The sequence below is a fragment of the Ruegeria sp. CDSA020 genome, from assembly GCF_059612345.1.
This window is the reverse complement of record NZ_JBXWQK010000001.1, coordinates 469,284-485,676: the sequence shown is the minus strand read 5'-3', so window position 1 is coordinate 485,676 and position 16,393 is coordinate 469,284. Positions and strand designations below refer to the sequence as shown.

Annotated in this window: 16 protein-coding genes; 13 read left to right on the top strand and 3 right to left on the bottom strand. The window is 55.9% G+C overall.

Annotated elements, in window-relative coordinates; translation table 11 throughout:
- Positions 1-5: 5 nt before the first annotated feature.
- The gene (locus tag AC2FJW_RS02410) at positions 6-779 is read right to left on the bottom strand and encodes a transporter substrate-binding domain-containing protein (protein WP_496749118.1); all 774 of its coding nucleotides are present in this window, start codon (positions 777-779) and stop codon (positions 6-8) included.
- A 31-nt stretch (positions 780-810) separates the two neighbouring features.
- Complete coding sequence (locus AC2FJW_RS02405; RefSeq protein WP_142634458.1) at positions 811-1,587, bottom strand: ABC transporter ATP-binding protein; 777 nt, start codon at positions 1,585-1,587, stop codon at positions 811-813.
- Positions 1,588-1,683: 96 nt separating this feature from the next.
- Between AC2FJW_RS02405 and AC2FJW_RS02400 the strand changes: the two genes are divergently transcribed.
- From AC2FJW_RS02400 to AC2FJW_RS02360, 9 genes are all read left to right on the top strand, one after another.
- Positions 1,684-2,334 (top strand): TetR/AcrR family transcriptional regulator, encoded by a 651-nt coding sequence (locus AC2FJW_RS02400; RefSeq protein WP_496695076.1) that lies wholly within the window; start codon positions 1,684-1,686, stop codon positions 2,332-2,334.
- Positions 2,331-3,518 (top strand): pyridoxal phosphate-dependent aminotransferase, encoded by a 1,188-nt coding sequence (locus AC2FJW_RS02395; protein WP_496695078.1) that lies wholly within the window; start codon positions 2,331-2,333, stop codon positions 3,516-3,518. Before AC2FJW_RS02400 ends, AC2FJW_RS02395 begins: the two co-directional genes overlap by 4 nt.
- Positions 3,515-5,110 (top strand): 5-guanidino-2-oxopentanoate decarboxylase, encoded by a 1,596-nt coding sequence (locus AC2FJW_RS02390; protein ID WP_496749117.1) that lies wholly within the window; start codon positions 3,515-3,517, stop codon positions 5,108-5,110. Before AC2FJW_RS02395 ends, AC2FJW_RS02390 begins: the two co-directional genes overlap by 4 nt.
- An 18-nt stretch (positions 5,111-5,128) precedes the next feature.
- On the top strand, positions 5,129-5,911 hold the full coding sequence (locus tag AC2FJW_RS02385) for a dimethylarginine dimethylaminohydrolase family protein (protein ID WP_496749116.1): 783 nt from the start codon (positions 5,129-5,131) through the stop codon (positions 5,909-5,911).
- 266 nt (positions 5,912-6,177) lie between these two features.
- On the top strand, positions 6,178-7,161 hold the full coding sequence (locus AC2FJW_RS02380) for a glycosyltransferase family 2 protein (RefSeq protein ID WP_142634447.1): 984 nt from the start codon (positions 6,178-6,180) through the stop codon (positions 7,159-7,161).
- A gap of 5 nt (positions 7,162-7,166) precedes the next feature.
- Positions 7,167-8,102, top strand: coding sequence for a hypothetical protein (locus tag AC2FJW_RS02375; RefSeq protein WP_496749115.1), 936 nt, complete (start codon positions 7,167-7,169; stop codon positions 8,100-8,102).
- Entirely contained in the window at positions 8,099-10,135 is a 2,037-nt protein-coding gene (locus AC2FJW_RS02370; RefSeq protein ID WP_496749114.1) for a hypothetical protein, read from the top strand. The genes AC2FJW_RS02375 and AC2FJW_RS02370 overlap by 4 nt, the downstream gene beginning before the upstream one ends.
- An 88-nt stretch (positions 10,136-10,223) precedes the next feature.
- Entirely contained in the window at positions 10,224-11,222 is a 999-nt protein-coding gene (locus AC2FJW_RS02365; protein ID WP_496749113.1) for a glycosyltransferase family 2 protein, read from the top strand.
- A gap of 47 nt (positions 11,223-11,269) precedes the next feature.
- Positions 11,270-12,232, top strand: coding sequence for a hypothetical protein (locus tag AC2FJW_RS02360; RefSeq protein WP_496749112.1), 963 nt, complete (start codon positions 11,270-11,272; stop codon positions 12,230-12,232).
- Positions 12,233-12,236: 4 nt separating this feature from the next.
- Here AC2FJW_RS02360 and AC2FJW_RS02355 read toward each other — a convergent pair whose 3' ends face one another.
- Positions 12,237-12,539, bottom strand: a complete 303-nt coding sequence (locus AC2FJW_RS02355) for a DUF6476 family protein (protein WP_496749111.1) — start codon at positions 12,537-12,539, stop codon at positions 12,237-12,239.
- Here AC2FJW_RS02355 and AC2FJW_RS02350 point away from each other — a divergent pair.
- The 4 genes from AC2FJW_RS02350 to AC2FJW_RS02335 all read left to right on the top strand — a co-directional run bounded on the left by AC2FJW_RS02350 (position 12,538) and on the right by AC2FJW_RS02335 (position 16,051).
- Positions 12,538-13,572 (top strand): RluA family pseudouridine synthase, encoded by a 1,035-nt coding sequence (locus tag AC2FJW_RS02350; protein WP_496749110.1) that lies wholly within the window; start codon positions 12,538-12,540, stop codon positions 13,570-13,572. The genes AC2FJW_RS02355 and AC2FJW_RS02350 overlap by 2 nt on opposite strands.
- Before the next feature lie 145 nt (positions 13,573-13,717).
- Positions 13,718-14,614, top strand: a complete 897-nt coding sequence (gene rpoH / locus AC2FJW_RS02345; protein ID WP_496749109.1) for an RNA polymerase sigma factor RpoH — start codon at positions 13,718-13,720, stop codon at positions 14,612-14,614.
- Between the two features lie 130 nt (positions 14,615-14,744).
- Positions 14,745-15,722 carry a Gfo/Idh/MocA family protein gene (locus AC2FJW_RS02340; RefSeq protein ID WP_496749176.1) on the top strand — a complete coding sequence of 326 codons (978 nt, stop codon included), beginning with the start codon at positions 14,745-14,747 and terminating at the stop codon, positions 15,720-15,722.
- Positions 15,723-15,781: 59 nt separating this feature from the next.
- Positions 15,782-16,051 carry a DksA/TraR family C4-type zinc finger protein gene (locus tag AC2FJW_RS02335; protein ID WP_142634430.1) on the top strand — a complete coding sequence of 90 codons (270 nt, stop codon included), beginning with the start codon at positions 15,782-15,784 and terminating at the stop codon, positions 16,049-16,051.
- Positions 16,052-16,393: the final 342 nt, after the last annotated feature.

Genomic DNA, 16,393 nt, shown 5'->3' with positions numbered 1-16,393 from the left:
GAACCTTACTCGCTATAGATGCTGGCTGTGAAATAGCGCGAGGTGATTTCGTCATGCGTGCCGTCGGCAAGAATTGCCGCGATACCCGCATTCAGCTTTTCACGCAGCGCGTCATCGCCCTTGCGGACACCCGCGCCGACGCCGCGACCCAGGATCGAGACGTCATTTTCGACCGGGCCTTTGATTTCACAGCAGGCACCGGTCTCAGATGAGACGAAATCCGCCATGGCGATACTGTCGGCCTGGGTCGCGTCGATACGACCGGCGAACAGATCCTGATTTGCCTCGTCCTGGGTCTGATACACCCGGATTTCTGCGGCATCTTTGAAATGCTCATTGGCATAGGCCTGATGGATCGTGGACGCCTGAATGCCGATGATCTTACCGGCCAGAGATTCTGGTGTCGGTTCAATGTCCATCGACTTGTCGGCGACGATAACGGCCGGAGTGTTGTAGTAAGGGTCGCTGAAATCGATCGTTTTCATGCGCTCTTCGGTGATCGACATCGACGCCATCAGGGCATCAATCTGCTGACCGGTCAGCGAGGGGATGATACCGTCCCACGCAACCGGAGTGATCACACACTCAAGCTCGGCGGCGGCACAGACCGCATCAATAACCTCGACCTCCCAGCCGACCCATTTGCCAGAGGCATCCAGCGATGCGAAAGGCGGATAAGGCTCGGCTGCGATCCCGATCTTGACTTCATCTGCGCCAGCCGTTCCAGCCGAAAGCACAGCAGCAGCCAAAGCGGCCACGATTAGCTTTTTGTTTTTCATTGATATTCTCCCTGTTTGATATTTTGTTTGTTCAGCCGACTGATTTTAGGAATTGTTGCAGCCTTGCGGATTTCGGATTGTCGAAAAGTTCGTCGGGTGGCCCCTGTTCCTCGATCTTTCCTTCGAAAAGATACACAACATGGGTCGCAACCTCGCGCGCAAACTTCATCTCATGCGTGACCAGCAACATGGTTCGGCCCTCGGCCGCCAGATCGCGAATTACGGTCAGTACTTCACCAACAAGTTCTGGATCTAACGCGCTGGTTGGCTCGTCAAACAACATTACGCTGGGATCAACGGCAAGAGCACGCGCAATCGCAGCGCGCTGTTGCTGACCGCCTGACAGAAAGGAGGGGAAGGTATCCGCCTTGTCGCCAAGCCCGACGCGCTCCAGCAACTGGTGCGCGCGCTTGATCGCCTCGTCCCGCGGCACTTTCAGCACGTGAACGGGCACCTCGATGACATTTTCCAGCAGCGTCCGGTGGGTCCAAAGGTTGAAGGCCTGAAACACCATTGCCAGTCGGGTGCGGATGCGTTCCAGCTGACGCCGGTCCTTAGGCGTGCCATCCGGGCGCATCTCAATCGGCTCGCCGTTTACGACGATTTCTCCGGAACTGGGCGTTTCAAGGAAATTGATACAGCGAAGGAACGTGGATTTCCCCGAACCACTGCCTCCGATGATGGCGACGACATCACCCTGATGGGCAGTAAGTGAAACGCCTTTGAGAACTTCGAGCGAGCCAAAAGACTTGTGCAAGTCAGTGACCCGAATGGCTTCATCCGGCGTGGTTTCTGGGTCAGCGTTCATTTTGCAGTTTCATCCCTCTCAACCGTTTTTTTACTTGCAGCTTTAGCAAATCCCTACAATTATGCAACTGTATAATTATAATTTCTGGAAAGATAGATGTCGGATCACGCAACAAAATTCAAGCGAGAACCCGCGGAGCAGCGCAAAGAGGCGTTGATCCAGGCCACGCTGTCTTTGATCGCCGAGCAAGGTTTGCAAGGTGCGACCGTTCGGGCGATTGCCGAGCGGGCCAGTGTAACTCAGGGTCTGATCCGGCACTATTTTTCTTCGAAAGAAGATTTAATTACAGCAGCTTATGACTTTCATATGCGGCGGCTGACGGATATGACGTCGGCCCCTGCAGACGGAGATTATAGCACAGCCAGATTGCGGCTGGCGACGTTTGTAACGACCGGGCTGACCCATCCGGTGGTCGATCCGGGGTCAGTGTCCCTATGGGCGGGCTTTTTGAACAAAGTTCTGGCGGACGACAAAATGCAAGCGATCCACGAACAGACATATCGGGATTTTCGTGACCGCTTGGAATCACTCATTGCAGATGCGCTGAACGAGGTAGGCATACCAGCCAGCCCGACGGAACTGCGCAGGTTGGCTATCGCATGCAACGCCGTGGTCGACGGCTTGTGGATGGAGGGCGGCGCCCTGCCATACGCCTTTGAGCCGGATGAGCTGCCCGAGATTGGGCTTGCTTCGGTTGGGGCAATTATCGGTGTTGAATTGACGGATCTTGAGCAGAGGCAGACATGAAGAAAACAGCGATTACCGAACGCCTTGCCGGCCTGGGTGGCGCCAAATGGGAAGTTTATCTCAAGGCCAAGGAACTTGTCGAGCAGGGGCAGGATATCATCGAATTGACCATTGGCGAGCCGGATGTGCCAACGCCTACCGAACTGGTGGAAAGCGCTGTGGACGCTTTGCGCGCCGGGCGTACCAACTACTCCAATGGGCGTGGTGAGGCTGGACTGCGCTCTGCACTGGCCGACCGTTATTCGGCCAGATCCGGGCGCACGATCACGGATAATCAAGTGTTGTGTTTTCCAGGCACCCAGACCTCGCTTTTTACCGTCCTGATGGGCGTGGCCGAGGCGGGTTGCGAGGTGCTGGTGGGCGATCCGATGTATGCAACCTATCAAGGTGTGGTACGCGCAAGCGGTGCGGATATTGTGCCGGTTCCATTGCGGCCGGAAAACGGTTTTCGTATTTCTGCGGATGATATCGCGGACAGGATTACCGCGAAGACCACTGCGCTTTTGTTAACCACACCGCATAATCCTACCGGGTCGATCCTGACACGCGAAGACATAGACGCAATCGGCAAGCTGGCTATCGAGCATGATCTATGGATCATTTCTGATGAGGTTTATGAAGAACTGATCTTTGACGGATCTGTGTTTACCTCACCCCTGTCGCGGTCCGAGTTGGCGGATCGGGTAATCGTCGTCTCGTCGATATCAAAATCCCATGCCGCCCCCGGATTCCGCAGCGGTTGGTGCATTGGCCCCGAGGAGTTTACCGCGCGCCTTTTGTCGCTGTCGGAAACCATGCTGTTTGGAAATCAGCCCTTCATCGCCGACATGACCGAGACGGCTATTCGCAACGGATCATCCGTGGCCGAAGGCATGGCACAACGGTACGCCCGCCGCGCCCGGATGCTGAACGACAGGCTGCCGAACGAGACACATCTGCGTGTGCATCTTCCACAGGCAGGTATGTTTGCGATGATTGATGTCTCGGCCACCGGGATGAATGGAAACGAGTACGCCTTTCATCTGCTCGAACATGGCAAAGTCGCGGTGATGCCGGGGCCGTCTTTCGGTGACACGGTTGATAACTGGGTCCGTATCGCGCTGACGGTGGACGACGCGATCTTTACCGAAGCCTGTGACCGGATCGTTGCCCACGCGACCCAACTGCAACTGGAAAACGCATGACAAGCATTGGTGAGGCGCTGGTTGATCAACTGGTCAGGCGCGATGTGGATACCGTGTTTGGCATCCCCGGCGTGCATACGGTCGAACTGTACCGCGGGCTGGCCGCATCGGGCATTCGCCATGTCACCCCACGACACGAGCAGGGGGCAGGATTCATGGCTGATGGTTATGCCAGAGTATCCGGCAAGCCCGGCGTGGCCTTTGTGATTACCGGCCCCGGTCTGACCAATACACTCACGGCGATGGGGCAGGCTCGGGCAGACAGCGTTCCGATGCTGGTTGTGTCTGGGGTCAACACGTTGTCCAGTCTTGGCAAAGGGCTTGGTCACTTGCATGAGTTACCGGATCAACGAGCGATGGCGCGAACAGTCGCTCTGTCATCGGACCGAGTTGAAAAGTCAGTTGAACTAACAGCCGCGTTGGACCGCGCCTTCGCCCTGTTTCAATCCGGTCGCCCAGGGCCAACACATATCGAAATCCCGCTAGACGTTGCGGGAGACGAGTTTGCTGGTTCGACCGATGCTGCGAAAGGTCCCGTCGATAAGTCTCTTGATCTGGCGCTTCTTGACCGTGCTGCCAAGCTACTGGGGTCGGCAAAAGCGCCGGTCATTCTGGTCGGCGGCGGTGCGCGCAGCGCGGGCAGGCCGATCCGGCAGCTGGCCGAAGCGCTGGATGCGCCGGTTGTTCAAACCGTGAATGCGCGCGGGTTGATGTACGATCACCCGTTGAGTGTACCAGCAAGCCCAAGCCTGAATTCAGTGCGTGCTTTGATCGAACAGGCCGACGTGGTTCTGGCTTTGGGGACTGAGCTGGGCCAGACGGACTACGATATGTACGCCACCGGCACGATGGCTGAAATGCCATCCCTGATCCGTGTGGACCTATGCCCCGATCAGCTGAAGCGCCACGCGGCGGACATTGCCATTGTTGGTGATGCGGCGATGGCAGCGGCCGAGCTTGTGGATCGGTTTGCCGCATCGCCCAAGTCGGCAAACGGTGCCGCGCGCGCAGCTACTTCGCGGCAGAACGCGGTCGAAGAAATCGGGCCGGAAATGCAGGCGTTACTGGCTGTGCTGAACGCCATGCGCGATGCAGTCCCTAACGCGATCATGGTGGGCGATTCTGCTTATCCGATCTATGCAGGAAACCTGTACTACGATCATGATCGGCCCGGCGGGTGGTTCAACGCCGCGACCGGGTTCGGAGCGCTTGGATATGGCATACCCGCCGCGATCGGCGCTGCATTGGCGGACCCTGACGCTCCGGTCATTTGTATCGCAGGCGACGGCGGGGCGCAGTTCAGCCTTCCTGAGCTGATGTGCGCCGTTGATGAAAAACTGCCGATCACCTTCGTGATCTGGAACAACCACGGTTATCAGGAAATCGCCACATCAATGCAGGCGGTCGGTGTGACTGTGCTGGGATGCGATCCGACCCCACCGGATTTTGAAAGCGTCGCCCGGTCGTGCGGCATGCCGTTCTGGCGCACTGGCCCCGACCCGTTGGACGTGGCCCAAGCTTTGTCGTCTGCGCAATCCCAAGATGGCCCGCGGCTTGTTGAAATCCGCGCGCCCAATCAATCACACTCTTGATGAAAAGTGAGACCGAAAATGACTGACCCGACCTATGAATTCTCGCGCGCGATCACTCGTCGCCCAGCAGCGACCATCACCGATGGTCTGCGTGCCGAAGATATCGGTGCGCCGGACCTAGACCGAATGCTTGCATCTCATGCGCATTATGTCGAAACCCTCAAGAAAACCGGAGCAGAGGTTATCGAACTGGCTCCCCTTGAGACGTATCCGGATGCCGTCTTTGTCGAAGATACCACACTGTGTCTTCCTCAGGGTGCGGTGATGATGCGCCCCGGTGCACCCAGCCGCATGGGTGAGGTGGCCGAGATGGAGCCGACAATCCGCGGCGTTTATGACGAGGTTCGGCAGATCGCTGGGCCCGGCCATATTGAAGGCGGGGACATTCTGGTAACGGGTCGCGAAATTCTGGTTGGCCGGTCAGATCGGACCGATGCGGCGGGTGTCACAGAGCTGACCGAAATCGTTTCCGACTGGGGCCACACCGTACGCGAGGTTTTTACACCACCGGGCGTGCTGCACTTCAAAACGGATTGTTCGTTGCTGGATGGGGAAACCATCCTGTCCACGAAACGGCTGGACGCATCCGGCTGCTTCGAAGGATATCGGGTTCTGCATGTGGCAGAAGGCGAAGAAGCCGCTGCAAACTCGATCCGGTTCAACCAATTTGTCCTGGCTCCGGCCGGCTTCCCGCGTACCACCGAGATGTTGCGCCAGAACGGTTATGATGTGGTCGAAATCGACAATGTGGAATGCGCCAAACTGGATGGCGGAATGTCATGTCTGTCGCTGAGATTCTGACCTGATTCACGACGATTCAGAACCGACTAACCTTGAACCAGCCAAATGCGTCCTGCTGCAGCCAAAGAAAGAGTAGGCGCATTTTGGCGTGAATAAGGTTAGCCGCCTCAACCACTTGGATATTCATTCGAAATAGTATGATCCCTACCCAGTGGGTGTAGCTTTGCACCAGTTTCGCGCAGTATTTCTTTTGCACCCAAATCCCATCTCGCCCGTGCTTGCCGGGTTGTGTATGACTTGGGCAAAGAAGTTATGGCAGGAAATACATGTCTCAGGCGCTCACCGTATTCACGACGATGAAGAACGAAGGCCCCTATATGCTGGAATGGGTCGCATTCCACAAAACACTGGGAGTCGATCACTTTGTGATCTTCACCAATAGCTGTGAAGACGGCACGGATGCCATTGCCCGCAGGCTGCAGGAATTGGGTCTTGCCACACATGTCCCGAACGAGGTCAAAGAAGGGGGAAACCCGCAGCATCAGATGCTACGGCGCGCGCGGCGTCAGCCCAAAGTGAAAGAGGCCGACTGGCTGATGTGTCTGGATGTTGATGAATTCTGGAACATCCGCTGCGGTGACAACAGCTTTGCGGCGCTGATCGCAGAAACAGAACAGCGGGCCGGAAAGCCGGTGGATGCGATCTCATTCGCGTGGAAATTGTTTGGTAGTTCAGGGAATATCAGCTTTGAAGACAAACCTGTGACCGAGTCCTTTTCGATGGGGGATCAGGAATTCCCGTATCATTCCGGCCGGGCCTATGGTCTGAAAACCCTGTTTCGTAACAACGGAAAATTTACGCGGTTCGGCCCGCACCGCCCGAAAGGGGTCGAAGAAGGGAAAGAAAGCGAAATCGCTTGGTCCGATGCAGGTGGCAGGCTGTTTCCGTCCGAGAAGGTCGGGTGGCGCGCATGGCGGAAATTTGATCATTCTCTGGGGCGGATTCATCACTATTCCGTCCGGTCTTTGGATGGGTTTCTGGTCAAAAGGGATCGGGGCCGGACCAATCATATCCGCGTAGACCAAGGGCAAGCCTATTGGCAGGACATGAATGCCAACAAAGAAACAGATCACTCGATACTGCCAGCAGCGCATCGCGCGGCCCCATTGCTGGCCGAACTGAAAGCCGATGAAGAACTCGGCCGCCTGCACGCGCAGGCATGTGACTGGCATCGCGCCAAGATATCAGAGATCAAGTTGCGGCCTGACTGGGTGGATTTCCGCCTCTGGCTTGCGGAAAATCTGGTCTGATCACCATGGCAGAAGACCTTTCAAAAGAGCAGCTCAAGCCTGATCACCCCGATCGTAAGACGGGGTATGAACGGATTCTGACAGACCCTGCGCCCCCTTGGTTTGTCGAGCTGTATCCAGGTGGGGACGGGACCGGGTTTCTGCAAAAGCTGAACAGACACTCGGTTTTGTTTCACCAAAGGTCTGCGTCCCGGCTTGTGGTCAGCTTTGACAACATTGCCAATGCCAACGACCTGTCTTTTTCCCGCGAACCCTGGGGCTGGAAGTTCTTCCGTGACGAAGGCTGGTCCCATATGGGGATATTTGCGCGGACCAAAGCCTGGTACCGCGATCCCGAGATCATCTCGTATTTTCAGACCCAAGCGGATCAGGGTTTTTTTGCACAGTTTGATCAGGTTGTGTTTGCGGGCGCTTCGATGGGCGGATTTGGAGCGCTGACATTCTCGACCCTTGTTCCCGGCGCCAATGTCATCGCTTTCAATCCGCAGACAACGCTGGATGAACGGCTGGTCCCGTGGGAGACCCGGTATCGGTTCGGGCAGGTGCAAGACTGGGATCTTCCCTTTAGCGATGCCGCGCAAACTGTTGAGAATGTGGGGAAAGCCTACGTTTTCTATGATCCCTTTTTTGATCTCGATCGCCAGCAGGTATCGCGATTGACGGGCGATAACGTTTTGCTGCTTAAGACATGGTTTTCAAACCATTTCGCGGCCCCGATGCTGCGCAAATTGGATATACTGAAGCCGGTTATGCTCGAGGCGATGGACGGCACACTGGAACCCCAGGCCTATTACCGGATGATGCGGGCACGGCGGCGACTGCCTTTGTATATGCGCGGGATCGAGGCGATTGGCGGCGAACGTCACCCACAGCTTGTTACGCAAGCAAGGCAGAGGTTCCGGCGGCTGCGGCGCGCAGCCTTGGCCGAAGCAGCCTCATGAAGCCCGAAAAGGGGGTCTTTATCGGCCAGCGCAAAGACCGGATGGGTGCCCGGTTGCTGATGATGCTGACCTGCATCCGGTTGGCCGAGGATTTTGACACCAGCTATCGGGTCAACTGGTTTCCCAAAGGTGCGGATGCGCCAGAGCTGGACCAGCCGCAAGAATTGTTCTCACAAGAGTGGATGGATGAGCATTTCCTGAGCACCGAATCCTTTGATGCTCTAGGCGAGGATGCCTTGCCGATATGGTCGTTTCAGGGCGATGCGATACCGGACCGGCTGATATCCCATCTGAATTCCGGCCGCTCTGTTGTCGTCGAGGAAGGCTTTGAGGTTCTGGCCTTTCTATGGGAAGATGTCGAGCAGATCCGCCCCCGGTACCGAGAGTTCATCCATCAGATCGGGTTCACGGATGAAATCCGGAACATTATGGAAAAGGCAGATGCCAAACTAAGTGGCAAGGGGGTGTCGGCCTATCACATTCGCCGTGGCGACATCCTGAATGGCCTGCCGTGGAAGCATACGACCTGGCCGGCAAAGATCGAACCGGAAGAACTGTATGCGGCACATCTTGAAAAAAACGCAGGGTGTGCCGCGATCATGTTTTCAGATCAGCCCGAGCTTGTGGCCCGATTCCAAGTGCAGTTTCCGCACCTTATGCAAATGTCAGATATCGCGGATCTTTCCAGTCTGACCCGCGCACAACGAGACTTTCTGGAGCTCTATACCATGTCGCGCGCGGATCAGTTGATAGCGCCGTACGTTTCCGCCTTTTCCATGGCAGCGGCGCGAATTTCAGGGCAGCAGGGAAAAGTTTTTCGCGATGTTTTGAACGAAGATGAAGTCAAACGCGCCAACGAACAAGTGATCGCACGCCTGCACCGCGGTCCAGAAGAATTTCTGAATCTCTCAGAAGCCGCTCATATCTATGCCAAGGCTTCGTTTTATCTTCATGGTTTGGGCGCGGGAGATCGGGCCGAAGAGGCATTGGAACTGGTGCAGCCGTTGATGGATGCAGGTTCGGATAATGCATTCCTTCCACTTCTTCAGGCGTTGAATTACTTTTATCTGAATCGTTGGGCCGAAGCGTTAGAGATGACTGAAGCAGCCTTCGAAAACCCGCATATCTGGCCCGAAGATTTTGCTGTCGTAACTGCACTTCAAGCCGCGATATTTGGAGGGCAGAAGAAACGCTGGAAGGCTGCGCAGGTGTTCAGCAGGGCGTTTTGGACAAAACCAATGCGCCCGGATGTCATCATATTTGGCTCTCGCCTTTTGTATCGTGAACAGATTGCGCAGCGCGCAATGCCGCCAATGGATTGGGTGATGCAGAAGGCTGTTCGGAGGCCTTGGTTCAACTACAATGCGCACGTTGCGCAGAGGAAGGTACTGGGTCGCCCGCCCTGTAATTTCGACCTGATCCTATTGGATTGGGCTAGTCTGTCCGTAGATCAAAGGGCGCGCCGTCTAACCTCCAACCGATCCCGCTTGCAGACTTTGGCTGACGGGCTAGAAAGCTCAACTCAGTTGCCCGAGGATGTTCGCATTTCCCGCGAAGACCCGCGCTTTGAAGGGGTGCAATCTTTGCTGCGTTTGCATTTGGGGGATACATCTTTGGCGCAGTCTTTGGATATTGCGCGGAAAGTGGCCAAGCGCCTTCCGGATAACCCGTTATACTTAAAGCGACTGGCCGAACTGTATGAGAAAGATGGAGATTTTGCAAACGGAAGGCTGGCCATGGCAGATGCGTTGGCCTGTGATCCGGGCAACCCATTTCTGGTCTTTGCGATGGGGCAATACCTTGAAAGGAACGGGGCCGAAGAACAGGGGCAAAACCAAATTATTCAGGCTGCGGAACTGGATGACAATACAGCGGCGATTCAAGGCGAGGCCGGCAGGATATATCTGCAACGAGGTGAAAAGCAGAATGCGCGCGTTCATCTTTCCAAGGCCCACGCGCTGTGCCCAACCCTTAAACGATATTCCAATCAGCTGAAACGTGCAGGTGGAAAATTGACGGATTTCTCTTGGTGACCGGCTTGAATACCGGTAGTTTGCGGTCAAAATCTTAAACAAATCTCCGATACCACCGGGGCAATGAAAACAAGCAGGGCAGTCAGGTATGGCCGAACAGGATCCTCGATATATCAGCGTTACCCCTATGAAGAACGAAGGACCATTCGTTCTTGAATGGATCGCCCATAATCGTGCCATTGGTGTGGACCAGATTGTGGTCATGACCAATGACTGTACCGATGGTACAGATGCCTTGCTGCAGCGATTGCATGACCTTGGCATTGTCACGCATGTCGACAACAACTCGAGACGTCAGACCAGCCCGCAAAAACGCGCCTATAACGCCTTTCTGAAAATGGAAGTGGCCCGTCCACAGGATTGGGTGATCGTTATCGACGCGGATGAACATATTAACGTCAGAACCGGCGACCATACATTGCGTGCGCTGACGGGTGCCATGCCGGATGCAAAAACGATTTCAATGACTTGGCGTCTATTCGGAAACGCCGGAATTGTTCGGTACGAGGACCGTTTCCTGTCGGATCAGTTTCGCCAAGCTGCACCTGAGCGTATTTTTCGACCGCCGCAAGCTTGGGGCTTTAAGACCATGTTCCAACGCGGCGTATGGGATGCGCTCGGTGTCCATCGACCGAAAAGGCCGACCGTTGAAACGATGGAAGAATGCCATTGGTACAACGGATCCGGGCAACCGATGCCCGAAAGGTATTTTACTGCCAGTTGGCGATCGGCGCGGGACTCCGTTGGGTACGAGCATGTTCAGATCAATCACTATGCTCTGAAATCCTGTGAAAGCTATCTGGTCAAGAAAATGCGTGGTCGGGCCCATCATCTGGGGGAAAGCCTTGGGATGGAATATTGGAACATGATGAACCAAAACGCCGAAACTGAGACCTCGATCGACTCAATCCTCGATCGGAAACGGGCTTTGTATTACGAAATGCTCTCAGACGCTGAGACGGCACGCCTGCACCATATGACCTGCGATTTGCATCGCCAGCAGGTTGCCCAGTTGCGCGAACAACCTGAGATGCAAGACCTCATGCGTCAGATGACCGCCGGGTTCTCAGCCAAGGCCGAGACCTGAGGTCGCTTGGCGAATAGGAACGTTTCATGCTTTGGCTACACATAGGAATGCCCAAGACTGGGTCGACCGCGTTACAGGGGTTTGTTCGCAAAAACGGTCAAGTGATGGCTGGGGCCGGATTACACTATATGGAAACGGGCCGCAGGCGAACCGAGGGGCAGGGGCGTCTGGCCAGCAGTCATAACCTGATTGCCTTCCACATGAACCAAACCGATCAGCCGGTCACCGCCCTGCGCGAAGCGATGGCAAGGGAATATGCTGAGCATGAGGATAAGGCATGCTTGGTATCGTCTGAGATGTTGTATTCAGTCGATCTGCACAAACTGGCCGAGATTTTCGCCGAGATCCCCGCGCGTGAGATGAGGATTGCTTTCTACTGCCGCAGATATTCTGACTTTTTCGAAGCCGACTATAAACAAAGGGCAAAGAACGGCAGGCTTGCCGGGGGCGGCTCTGAATATATTCGTACCCAGCTGGACGAGATACGTGCGCATCCTGAGCGTTTCAGCTTTGCCAGTGCTGCGGCTCGGATAAGGTCAGCTTTTCCGGGCGTCTCGTTGGTGCCTATGCTGTATGAGCGCTCTGAAATGGCTAATGGCAACATTATCGATGATTTTCTGAATCGCATCGGCGTCCAACTGCCCTTGGACAGCAAGTCCGAAACATCGTCCAATCCTTCGCATTCAAGAGCCGCGTGTGAGGCGTTTGGTGTGGTCACTAGGGCTATGGGACGCAAGAAAAGTCGCCAGTTGCGACGTCGGGCTGTCGATGATCCCGTGATGATGCGTAAGAATGATGTGCTTGAACCGGAAGAACGCACCTGGCTGGACTCGTTTATGGCAAATGAAGATGTGAGTTTTCATCAAGAGTTCTTTCCCGACCGGACGCAGCTTTTTGCCCCTGTCAGGTTGAGCATGCATGATCAGTCGTTTCGCCGGGACACAGCCGCGGAATATCAGGCGCTGCGCCAGGCATCCGAGATCGTGTTTCGCATGGCGCTAGAGGGTTAAGCCCTTATTCGACGGTAATTTCCCGGCGCTGCCGGCCAGTGGTTTTGTCAAAGATCAGGATGCGATTGTCATCAGTCACAACCGCAAACCAGTTGTTTCCAATGGTGACCGCCTGCGCTTTTGCGCCATCGGGCAACTCAACCTGATCGGGCAGGGTGGGGGTCCGGTCCGATAGCCGGATGACAATCAGTGCGAATGTCACTAGAACCCCGCCAATCATCACCGCGGTCAGCAGCATGACCATTCTCCGCAGCAGGCGAAGCTGCGGCGTTTCCTGCGGTTCTTGGGGTTCGGAAGGGACAGTCATGGGCACTCGCCAGATTGAGTTTCAAATCGCGGCCGATCCGCCGCCCCGCCTTGATAAGGCGCTTTCCCGCGATGTGCCAGCCGAGGAAAGCCTGTCGCGGACCCGATTGGGGAAGTTAATCGAAGAGGGGGCCGTGATGATCAACGGAACCACCACCCGCGACCCCAAGGCCAAGGTGGCCGAAGGCGCAGTGGTGGCGATCACCGTGGCCGAGGCCGAAGACAGCCATATCGGCCCCGAAGACATCCCGCTGGAGGTCGTGTTCGAGGATGCCGACCTGATCGTGATCAATAAACCGGCGGGTATGGTTGTGCATCCTGCGCCGGGTTCTCCGAACGGGACATTGGTTAATGCGTTGTTGCATCACTGCGGTGATGACCTGTCCGGGGTGGGCGGGGTCAAACGCCCCGGCATTGTGCACCGTATCGACAAGGAAACCAGCGGGTTGCTGGTGGTGGCCAAATCCGACGCGGCCCATCACGGGCTTGCCGCGCAGTTCGAGGCGCATAGTGTCGAACGCTATTATCGCACTATCTGTTACGGTGTCCCGGATGCCAATGATCCCCGGTTGCGCGGCGTCAAAGGTGTCAGCTTTGAGCCCGGAAACATCATGCGGGTCACGACTCAGCTGGCCCGTCACAAAACAGACCGGCAACGGCAGGCCGTGCTGTTTCACGGTGGGCGCCACGCTGTCACGCGAGCCCGTCTGGTCGAAACGTTTGGGGCCCCGCAAGGGCTGGCTCTGATCGAATGCTGGCTGGAAACAGGCCGCACGCATCAGATTCGGGTTCACATGACCCATGCCGGTCATGGTCTGGTCGGTGATCCGGTTTATGGGGGCAAGCGGAAACTCGCAGCCAAAGCCTTTAGCGCGGCTGCCGCAGAGGCCGTACGAGACTTTCCTCGTCAGGCGCTTCATGCTGCGGTTTTGGGTTTTGAGCACCCGATATCGGGTGAAAACCTTCGCTTCGAGGCTGTGTTGCCGGATGATATGGAAAATCTGATTGAACAGCTGCGCACACCGCTGACATAATAAGCAAAGTTACGTGAATAACGTTTTCTTAGGTTTCCTTTATCAAACGTTAATTTCAAACTGTTAACGGTACCTCTTGAACGGATCGGGACGACCTCCCATATCCATGTTAACGACTTAAACATTTGTCGGAGGGACAAGAAACATGGCCAATTACGCAAATCTCCCCGCGCCGACGCCGGAAGGCGGGCTGAACCGCTATATGCAGGAAATTCGGAAGTTTCCCCTGCTGGAACCAGAAGAAGAATACATGCTGGCCAAAAGCTGGGTTGAGAAGCAAGATACTGAAGCTGCACATAAAATGGTGACCTCCCATCTACGGTTGGCGGCCAAGATCGCTATGGGTTATCGCGGTTATGGGCTGCCACAGGCCGAAGTGATCTCCGAGGCCAATGTCGGTCTTATGCAGGCCGTGAAACGGTTTGACCCGGAAAAAGGGTTCCGGCTGGCGACCTATGCCATGTGGTGGATTCGCGCCTCGATTCAGGAATACATTCTGCGGTCATGGTCTTTGGTCAAACTGGGTACAACCTCGGCGCAGAAAAAGCTGTTTTTCAACTTGCGCAAAGCTAAGGCACGCATCGGTGCGCTTGAAGAGGGCGACCTGCGTCCGGAAAACGTGGCCCGGATCGCAAATGACCTTGGTGTGACCGAAGCAGAAGTGATCAGCATGAACCGCCGGATGTCCGGTGGCGACGCCTCTCTGAATGCGACCGTCGGGTCCGAGGGTGAAGGCACCATGCAATGGCAGGACTGGCTTGAGGACGAGGATGCCGATCAGGCGGGCGACTATGAGGCCCGCGATGAGCTCGACGCCCGCCGCGAGCTGTTGGTGGCTGCTCTTGAAGTTTTGAATGACCGGGAAAAAGACATTCTGACCCAACGCCGCCTGATGGATCAGGCCGTCACACTGGAAGAGCTGAGTACGCAGTACAATGTCAGTCGCGAACGCATTCGCCAGATTGAAGTCCGCGCTTTTGAGAAACTTCAGAAGAAGATGCGAGAGCTTGCCCGAGAAAAGGGGATGCTGGCCACAGCCTGACCTCTTCGTTAATTGAACGGGCCCGGTGCGACATTGGTCGTGCCGGGTTTTCTATTTGTGTTAGCGCTAATGACACTCGGACTGAGGGCGATTACAACAGACCGGATCAAAGCCATAGGGGGTGTCAATGATGCAGAATCCGGTGAATTGGGGCGTATTGGGAGCTGCGAAATTCGCGCGGCAATATATGGCCCCTGCAATCCACGCAGCTGAGGGCGCGCGTCTGGCGGGCCTTGCGACGTCCGATCCCGCCAAAGCCGAACCGTTTCAGGCCTTTTGCCCGGATTTGACGGTTTATCACAGTTATGATGCGTTGCTGAACGACCCACAGATTGAGGCCGTTTACATCCCGCTGCCCAACCATTTGCATGTCGAATGGAGCCTTAAGGCACTGGACGCCGGTAAACATGTGCTGTGTGAAAAGCCCATGGCTATGACCGTGTCCGAATTTGCCCCATTGATCAACAAACGGGATGAGACCGGATTGTTGGCGGCCGAGGCTTATATGATCGTCCAACACCCTCAATGGAAGTTTGTACGCAAGCTGATCGCCGACAAGGCGATCGGGAATTTGGCCCATGTGACAGGTGCGTTCAGCTTTGACAGCCGGGCGGATACGGCAAACATTCGCAACCGGGCTGAGACCGGCGGAGGTGGGCTGCGTGATATTGGCGTCTATGTGATTGGCAGCGCGCGCTTTGTCACCGGGCAGGAGCCGGTTCAGGTCGAATCCGCCATCCGGTGGGAGGATGGGGTCGACGCTTTTACCGAGATTCGCGCTCAGTTCCCGGATTTCACCTATTCCAGCTATGTCTCGATCCGAATGCATCCGCATCAAGAGATGGTGTTTCATGGCGAGCGCGGCATGATCCGGCTGACTGCGCCGTTCAATCCGCGTGTGTTCGGAGAGGCGCGTGTCGAATTGCACCGCCCCGGCCTGGAAATACAGGTCACACGTTTCCCCGCGGACGATCACTATAAGCTGCAGGTCGAAGCTTTTTGTCGGTCGGTCCGTGAGGGTGCCGAATATCCGTGCCCGCTTGAGTTTTCACGCGGCACGCAGGAAGTGATTGACCGTGTGCTGGAGAATGCAGTGGCGCTGCCATGACTTGCCACGCTTCTTGAACCGCTGCAAAATCGGCTAACACCTTTACAGGAGGCATCCCGATGGCAGGTGGCTGGGCGCGCGACGGCGCAGTAAGCGAACAGATCGAGGCATCCATTTCGGATGAGCTGGCCCGAATGCAGGTCCAGAAACGGCCCGTAGGCGAAAGCCTGACCCATTGTGCCGAATGCGAAGAACCAATCCCCGAAAAGCGCCGCACAGCACTGCCTGGCGTGAAACTGTGCCTCGAGTGCCAGCAAGAACGTGACGGGGCGCATAAAATGCGCGGCGGTATCAACCGGCGCGGGTCGAAGGACAGTCAGTTGAGGTGAGTTTATTATGTTTGCTTTGAGCCCAAAGTAGAGGATGCCGCACAGCGCATCAAAGTCAGCTTTCCATCGGCATTGGTCAAAGCAAGCCGTGATTTCTGACCATACTTGGGAGACAATGGCCGACGTTTGTGATCTGTGGTGAAAACCGGCGCTAGCATGGATTTTGCCCTTGCGGTAGTTCCAACAATTGTACTGTATGGCATTAGAATTTTGGAGACCCTAAATGCTCAAAAGTCGATTTGAGAAAACAAAGGGCATGGCCGGCATTTTGCTGTTGTGTACACTACTGGCCGCTTGCGGCACGCCCGAGAGCCGGGCCGAAGTATGGGCATGGATTGATCG

Coding starts and splice junctions, on each gene's coding strand:
- AC2FJW_RS02410 (WP_496749118.1), bottom strand. CDS start 779: ATGAAAAACAAAAAGCTAATCGTGGCCGCTTTGGCTGCTGCTGTGCTT.
- AC2FJW_RS02405 (WP_142634458.1), bottom strand. CDS start 1,587: ATGAACGCTGACCCAGAAACCACGCCGGATGAAGCCATTCGGGTCACT.
- AC2FJW_RS02400 (WP_496695076.1), top strand. CDS start 1,684: ATGTCGGATCACGCAACAAAATTCAAGCGAGAACCCGCGGAGCAGCGC.
- AC2FJW_RS02395 (WP_496695078.1), top strand. CDS start 2,331: ATGAAGAAAACAGCGATTACCGAACGCCTTGCCGGCCTGGGTGGCGCC.
- AC2FJW_RS02390 (WP_496749117.1), top strand. CDS start 3,515: ATGACAAGCATTGGTGAGGCGCTGGTTGATCAACTGGTCAGGCGCGAT.
- AC2FJW_RS02385 (WP_496749116.1), top strand. CDS start 5,129: ATGACTGACCCGACCTATGAATTCTCGCGCGCGATCACTCGTCGCCCA.
- AC2FJW_RS02380 (WP_142634447.1), top strand. CDS start 6,178: ATGTCTCAGGCGCTCACCGTATTCACGACGATGAAGAACGAAGGCCCC.
- AC2FJW_RS02375 (WP_496749115.1), top strand. CDS start 7,167: ATGGCAGAAGACCTTTCAAAAGAGCAGCTCAAGCCTGATCACCCCGAT.
- AC2FJW_RS02370 (WP_496749114.1), top strand. CDS start 8,099: ATGAAGCCCGAAAAGGGGGTCTTTATCGGCCAGCGCAAAGACCGGATG.
- AC2FJW_RS02365 (WP_496749113.1), top strand. CDS start 10,224: ATGGCCGAACAGGATCCTCGATATATCAGCGTTACCCCTATGAAGAAC.
- AC2FJW_RS02360 (WP_496749112.1), top strand. CDS start 11,270: ATGCCCAAGACTGGGTCGACCGCGTTACAGGGGTTTGTTCGCAAAAAC.
- AC2FJW_RS02350 (WP_496749110.1), top strand. CDS start 12,538: ATGGGCACTCGCCAGATTGAGTTTCAAATCGCGGCCGATCCGCCGCCC.
- AC2FJW_RS02355 (WP_496749111.1), bottom strand. CDS start 12,539: ATGACTGTCCCTTCCGAACCCCAAGAACCGCAGGAAACGCCGCAGCTT.
- rpoH (WP_496749109.1), top strand. CDS start 13,718: ATGGCCAATTACGCAAATCTCCCCGCGCCGACGCCGGAAGGCGGGCTG.
- AC2FJW_RS02340 (WP_496749176.1), top strand. CDS start 14,745: ATGCAGAATCCGGTGAATTGGGGCGTATTGGGAGCTGCGAAATTCGCG.
- AC2FJW_RS02335 (WP_142634430.1), top strand. CDS start 15,782: ATGGCAGGTGGCTGGGCGCGCGACGGCGCAGTAAGCGAACAGATCGAG.